This window comes from Viridibacillus soli, from assembly GCF_016612995.1.
Lineage (GTDB): Bacteria > Bacillota > Bacilli > Bacillales_A > Planococcaceae > Viridibacillus > Viridibacillus soli.
In genome coordinates this window covers 1-5,270 of sequence record NZ_JAEOAH010000073.1, presented here as the reverse complement: position 1 = coordinate 5,270, position 5,270 = coordinate 1, and the positions used below count along the sequence as shown (strand labels likewise).

General features: G+C 35.9%; 7 protein-coding genes and 1 pseudogene. 1 reads left to right on the top strand and 7 read right to left on the bottom strand.

Annotation, left to right across the window (positions count from 1 at the left end; genetic code table 11):
* Window positions 1-164 precede the first annotated feature (164 nt).
* The 7 genes from JFL43_RS23615 to JFL43_RS21945 form a co-directional block, all read right to left on the bottom strand.
* A complete protein-coding gene (locus JFL43_RS23615; protein ID WP_407702015.1) occupies window positions 165-506 on the bottom strand; it encodes a DUF1572 family protein in 342 nt (113 codons plus the stop codon).
* Window positions 507-760: 254 nt separating this feature from the next.
* Window positions 761-907, bottom strand: a complete 147-nt coding sequence (locus JFL43_RS23270) for a YdeI/OmpD-associated family protein (RefSeq protein ID WP_200750697.1) — start codon at window positions 905-907, stop codon at window positions 761-763.
* A gap of 74 nt (window positions 908-981) precedes the next feature.
* Entirely contained in the window at window positions 982-1,140 is a 159-nt protein-coding gene (locus JFL43_RS21965) for a hypothetical protein (protein WP_200750696.1), read from the bottom strand.
* Between the two features lie 20 nt (window positions 1,141-1,160).
* The gene (locus JFL43_RS21960; RefSeq protein WP_200750695.1) at window positions 1,161-1,310 is read right to left on the bottom strand and encodes a PhzF family phenazine biosynthesis protein; all 150 of its coding nucleotides are present in this window, start codon (window positions 1,308-1,310) and stop codon (window positions 1,161-1,163) included.
* Window positions 1,311-1,445: 135 nt separating this feature from the next.
* Window positions 1,446-2,027 carry a GNAT family N-acetyltransferase gene (locus tag JFL43_RS21955; protein WP_200750694.1) on the bottom strand — a complete coding sequence of 194 codons (582 nt, stop codon included), beginning with the start codon at window positions 2,025-2,027 and terminating at the stop codon, window positions 1,446-1,448.
* Between the two features lie 270 nt (window positions 2,028-2,297).
* Window positions 2,298-2,855, bottom strand: coding sequence for an NAD(P)H-dependent oxidoreductase (locus tag JFL43_RS21950; protein ID WP_200750693.1), 558 nt, complete (start codon window positions 2,853-2,855; stop codon window positions 2,298-2,300).
* A 220-nt stretch (window positions 2,856-3,075) separates the two neighbouring features.
* Complete coding sequence (locus JFL43_RS21945; protein ID WP_200750692.1) at window positions 3,076-4,047, bottom strand: S66 family peptidase; 972 nt, start codon at window positions 4,045-4,047, stop codon at window positions 3,076-3,078.
* An 843-nt stretch (window positions 4,048-4,890) separates the two neighbouring features.
* Between JFL43_RS21945 and JFL43_RS21940 the strand changes: the two are divergent.
* A pseudogene (locus JFL43_RS21940) lies at window positions 4,891-5,270 on the top strand (hypothetical protein); the annotation flags it as partial.

Below are 5,270 nucleotides of genomic sequence, written 5' to 3'. Positions count from 1 at the left end.
CGCGGCAGCAGAGGATCTCGCGGCAGCAGAGGGTCTCGCCGCCGCAGATGTTGTCGCCGTTGCAAAGGGTCTCGCCGTTAAAAAAAGGAGAGTAAATTAAGGTTCACTATGCTACTAATAAATGGCTTCGGTATTCCTCCGGAGTCATTTTCTTTTGACTCCATTTATATCTTCTCGTATTCTATTCTTCCAAATAAAAAGCTCCTAGAAGATGCAGAAGAAAACCACCGATAGTTAATCACTCCTTTTTTAGACACTCTCCAGTTGCAAACGCGATTAATCCATTGGCTTCTAAAGCAATCCTTCCTATTATCAGATCGCCCCTTTGGAATACTTAACGATTGCCATTCTGAAGTTTTTAAAAGCTTTCCTAAATAAATAATTTGCCCCACATAATACGAGTAATGGGAAACTTGTCGCTCAATCGCTTCCATGACAAGATGATCTTCCCCTCGAATCTTTACTTTCATTAAGTCCTGTTCACTTAAATCGGCAAGTGTGTGCAATATAATTTGCTAACCACTTTCCCGTAGTTCTTCTCTACTTAAAACAGAATACTCTAATTCAAAATCACGATTTCTATATAGTTTTTCTCCATCTGTATTACTCGGCTTCAAAGTCTAGATAGTAACGCCTAAAAAATAGCTTCTGATTTATTTTTCGAATCAGAAGCTATTTTTTATTTCTTGTTAGCACGATATAAATTTATGGGTTTAAATCCTTCTCCGAGAATCGTCGCCATTTCTAACAAACGTTTCTCTTACGTCTCAGCACGCTTCGCACTATATACAAATCTTGCCCAGTCCCGCTTATATCCCGGTGTTAGTGCATTATAAAAATCGAGTACCTCTTTTTGATTACTCAGATATTGTTGAATACCTGGAATGCGACTAATATAATCACCCATAGACAATTGGATATTCTGAATGAATATCTTCTATTGTAATGCCAATTGATGCAGTTAAATCACTGACAGACCCTTCAAAGGGGAAATTGCTGCTTCGCATGTTCCATTTTCATATAATATGTATTTTGTTTTTCAGTTAATTGAATCGATAAAATGCCTGCTTTTATTTCAATTGTTAAATAACGTTTAGGTTCAATTAACTTTTCTGTTAAAAGAGCATAAATTATAGCCATCGTTGCATGGCCTCATAAATTCATTTCATGCCCTGGTGTGAAGTAGCGAATGCGATTTCCTGCATGTCCTTTTCTGTAAGATCATTGACATCCAACACAATCCCAGCCGGATTCCCTTTGCCAGGTATAATTGAAAATGCATCATATTGTTTAGCAATAATTTTTTTCATATCGGCACCCCTTATCAATTTATAAAGTGAAATTACAAATAGTTTAACATCGTTAATATATAATTCACACTATATAATTGAAGGTATATCCATGCATTTATGTAATCAGTTTCATAGAATAGAATTTTCAACTAATTATTTATTTTTTAGCAGTTCCTCTAAATGCAATTTTACATCTACCCATTCGGAATCAATAATACTGTACATGACCGTATGACGTATGGTTCCATTTGAACGTATCATATGGTTGCGTAAAATACCTTCTTTTTTTGCACCGATCCTTTCAATGGCTGCCTGTGAGCGAATATTTTCATGATCTGTTTTTATTTGTACACGATTGAGCTTTAGCTGTTCAAATGCGTATTCGAGCAATAAATATTTGCATTCCGTATTAATTGGCGTGCGCCATTTTGCAGGTGTTAGCCATGTAAAACCCATTTCTAAGCGCTTTTGTTTACAGTCAATGTCCGAAAATCTTGTGGAGCCAATTATTTGCCCTGTCTTTTTCTCTACGATAACAAACGGAATTTGAGTACCGTTTTCTTTTTCATGTAAAGCCTGTTGTACATAATTTTTCATATCCTCACGGGAGTTTATTGTCGTCGTCATATATGTCCAAATTTCTTGGAACTGTCCAGCTACATAAAGCCCTTCTACATGGCTTTCTTCTAGCGGTACTAACAGTGTTTTTTTACCTTTTAACCGAGTTTCTTCCATTATAGATTACTCCTTTGTTATTATTAAATCAGATTTTGGTATAATGAATAGCCCTAAAAGTAAATGTTTTAACCATACCAGATGAGATTAATCCATGACATTAACTGTATATTTTGACCAATCTTCTAAATCTTTATATTATTAAATTTACAAACTGCTGCTGATATCTATAAACTTTGCGAAGACAAACTACTTATTGACTCCTGCATTTTGGCAAAAATAAGATTACCCGAATAAATTGTCAGGAGACAATCGAATCGGGTGATCATTTCACTTTATAAATATTTTCTTTAAATGTGCCTGAATTTGATTCAAATCTTCTTCAATTACACGTTCCTTCATCGCTCCATATAAAGAAAAGGTAGGCAATTGCTGCATGCCACAATATTCAAAGGTTTTATGTACTGGGAACAGTACCTCGTCTTCTGTCTTTCCTTCCAAAAATGCTGTAGGTTCAGTTGATGCAAAGGAAGTCTTCTTAACGCCCCAAGTAACAGAAAACATATATTTTTTCTCCTTTAATAATCCGCCTCTTCCTAATTCCGGTCCTTTCGCAAAAAAGACTTTAGGTAGGAAGATATCATCAAAATATTTTTTTAACAGCCCCGGAATACTAAACCAATAAATTGGTGTTTGTATAACGATACAGTCTGCCCAAAGAAACTTTTCAATTTCCTTATCAACTTCATACCCTTCCTTAACAATAGTTGTCTGAATTTCATACTCTGTTGATAGGTCACTCTGTATTACTTTAGCAAGACTTTGTGTTAAAGTTCCTTGTGCACGTTCGTATTGATCGTGGCCATCAACTAGTAGGATTTTATCCATTTTTAATCCCCTCACATTCTTCATGATGATGTACTTAGGCTTTTTCTTTTTGTAAAAACATTCAAAAGCTTAATCATATAACCAACGAGAAAAGCTGAAATCTCAGCACCAAACCCTGTCCCTTATTTCAAGGAAATCCATTTGCCCCAGATACTATGGCGACTGTTAACATACCTCATACATAGTATGTAAAAGAAACGGCCTTTATTTCATTCACTATCTAGTGCTCAATAATTCTAATCGATTTCTGCTCCGTATCAATCTCTACAGATCCCCCAATTGGGAATGTAAACATAGGCTGTATATGACCAAAGCTTGCATTATACATTACTGGAATGTCTTTTAACATAGGATGTTTGTCAAAAATAAAATGCAAATGCTCATCTGTCATTTCAGATTTGTTTTGGAATTTGCCAATGACGATTCCTTTTAGATTTTTTAATTTTTCCTGCTGTAGTAATGATGTTAAATCGCGTGCAAATGTCAGTGGCTCAGTTAATTCATCATCTTCGATAAATAAAATCACATCATTTAAATCCGGCATAAATTCGGTACCCTGTAGCAAATTGAACGTACATAAATTACCACCAAATAATTTACCATACGCATGCCCAGCATTATAAATTTGCAATCCTTCGTTTGGAATCAAGTTGCGATTCTCCTGATCTATAAACCATGCATCATCGCTCCAAACAGCAGACTGCTCCACGTCAAAAGCTCCATCTTCCATTAAGCATTTTTTAAAATAAGAGGTTTGATAGTCTTTCTCTTTCTGCATACCGAAGCTTGAAAAATGTGGACCCGAATATGTAACTAAACCCGTTTTGGCAGTAATAGCCCATGCTAGTGCTGTAATATCACTATATCCACATAAAATTTTCGGATTTGCCTTAATTAGCTCGTAATTGATAAATGGCAAAATTTCATTGACATTGAAGCCACCAATGACCGTCAATATGCCTTTCACCTGTGGGTCTATAAAAGCAGCATGTAAATCTGCTACCCTTGATTCAATTGATGAAGAACTATGCAAATCACATTCATATATATGTTCTCCAAATGTTACTTTTAAGCCAAGCTTTTCTAGCTGTTCAATGGCTTCTTGAATACCTTCCTCAGATAAGATTTGCATACTACGACTAGGTGCTATAATACGTACTTCATCGCCTATTTTTAATTTTGATGCTCTCATTCTACATCCCTCTTCCTTATTTAAAATAAAAAGCCATACTTTAAAATCAAGGGAACAACAATTTGACGGTATCACCCTTATTTAAAGCAAAGCTCTTCACTCATACATGATAACAACAGTCGCCACGCGCTTCTTTCGAAAACAAACTAAAAGGTAGCTTTCAAGGATTTCCTCTAAAATTCTTTCTGTAGCTAAACCTCTCTATAAAAAATAGTCCTTAACAAATCCTCATCGATATTTCAATTATTTAGATAATGAGATTGATAATAAAGAAAATTCTTACAAATGTCAAGGTACACATTTTAAGGAATATTTATTCATTAAAGTAAAATCAAAAACAACATTCAAAAAAAATCGGTACTTCCCTGCTTACTAAAAAAAATCCACACTTTATAACATTTGCGCTGATATCCTCAAGACCTTTAAAATCTTTAATACATTACGATCAATCACAATTTATACGATGAATTTGCAACAACAGAATAACTGGGACTCTTTTCAATTTAATAGCTACTCTAGGCTAGGATTATTTTATCCCCATCCTCTACCATGTATTTTCTTTGATAATTACACCAATATGCTATAGCATCTGGACACTGCAAGAAATAGGCGAAAACAGGACCATTATTTTATATTTTTCCTACATCAAAGAGTACTTTATCGAAGCTGCAATGCTGCCAATATATTCAACTACTTTCTATTTGAAACAAAATGGTTTTTGATAAATTATATAATTTGGAACTATGCACTAATTTAACTAACTAAAAAAAATAGATAAACAAGGATTCTTGCCCTTATCAATTACTCTAACGTGAATAGCATGTTAAAGTAGGAGGTGAAAAATTGGATAATAGTAAAAAAAGATGTTGCAAGTGCGGAAAATATCTCTGTACTTGTAATAATGTCCCTTCCAGAGGCCGTAGAGGTTGCAGGGGTCCTAAGGGCGAACAAGGGCCACGGGGTGAACGTGGGCCAAGAGGTTATACTGGCCATACAGGAGCACCAGGTGAACGTGGGCCAAGAGGTTATACTGGCCGTACGGGAGATCCAGGTGAACGTGGGCCAAGAGGTTATACTGGCCGTACGGGAGATCCAGGTGAACGTGGGCCAAGAGGTTATACCGGCGCTCAAGGTGAACGTGGTTTAAGAGGTTTCCCTGGTATTCCTGGTATTCCTGGGGCTCATGGGGCTACTGGGCCTCAAGGTATTGCTGGCGTTGATGG

Coding starts and splice junctions, on each gene's coding strand:
- JFL43_RS21955 (WP_200750694.1), bottom strand. CDS start 2,027: ATGGAAGAAACTCGGTTAAAAGGTAAAAAAACACTGTTAGTACCGCTA.
- JFL43_RS21950 (WP_200750693.1), bottom strand. CDS start 2,855: ATGGATAAAATCCTACTAGTTGATGGCCACGATCAATACGAACGTGCA.
- JFL43_RS21965 (WP_200750696.1), bottom strand. CDS start 1,140: ATGGCTATAATTTATGCTCTTTTAACAGAAAAGTTAATTGAACCTAAA.
- JFL43_RS21945 (WP_200750692.1), bottom strand. CDS start 4,047: ATGAGAGCATCAAAATTAAAAATAGGCGATGAAGTACGTATTATAGCA.
- JFL43_RS23270 (WP_200750697.1), bottom strand. CDS start 907: ATGGGTGATTATATTAGTCGCATTCCAGGTATTCAACAATATCTGAGT.
- JFL43_RS21960 (WP_200750695.1), bottom strand. CDS start 1,310: ATGAAAAAAATTATTGCTAAACAATATGATGCATTTTCAATTATACCT.